The sequence below is a fragment of the Flavobacterium salmonis genome (genome assembly GCF_903819435.1).
GTDB lineage: Bacteria > Bacteroidota > Bacteroidia > Flavobacteriales > Flavobacteriaceae > Flavobacterium > Flavobacterium chungangense.
Genome location: NZ_CAIJDP010000029.1, coordinates 1 through 413 on the forward strand (window position 1 = coordinate 1; position 413 = coordinate 413).

Consider the following 413-nt stretch of genomic DNA (forward strand, 5'->3'; position numbering starts at 1 on the left):
CCCGAACAGGGGAAAAATAAAGAAAGGATAGCTGAGGGTTATTTGATCTCGAAGTTCCAATACGACCAAACCACCGACACCTACACTTGCCCTGAGGGAGAAACGCTTAAAACCACAGGTCACTGGCACAAGAAAACCGATAGCGATAGTTATGAATTCAAGAGATACCGAACATCCAAGTGCAGGGAGTGTCCCGTAAAGCAGTTATGTACCAGCAGAGTGGCTGGACGAGATATAGACCGCAGTCAATATGCTGATGCCGTAGAAGAAAACAACAAACGTTATCACGCAAATCCACAGCTCTACCGCAAGCGTCAGGAAATCAACGAGCATATCTTTGGGACTATCAAACGGCAATGGGGCTATAATCACACTAATTTAACAGGATTGGAAAAAGTAAACGGAGAACACAG

General features: G+C 45.0%; 1 protein-coding gene. It reads left to right on the plus strand.

What is annotated here, in order from left to right; translation table 11 throughout:
* Nucleotides 1–42: 42 nt before the first annotated feature.
* The coding region (locus FLACHUCJ7_RS00160) for a transposase (protein ID WP_230408762.1) at nt 43–413 on the plus strand (371 nt) is incomplete at its 3' end.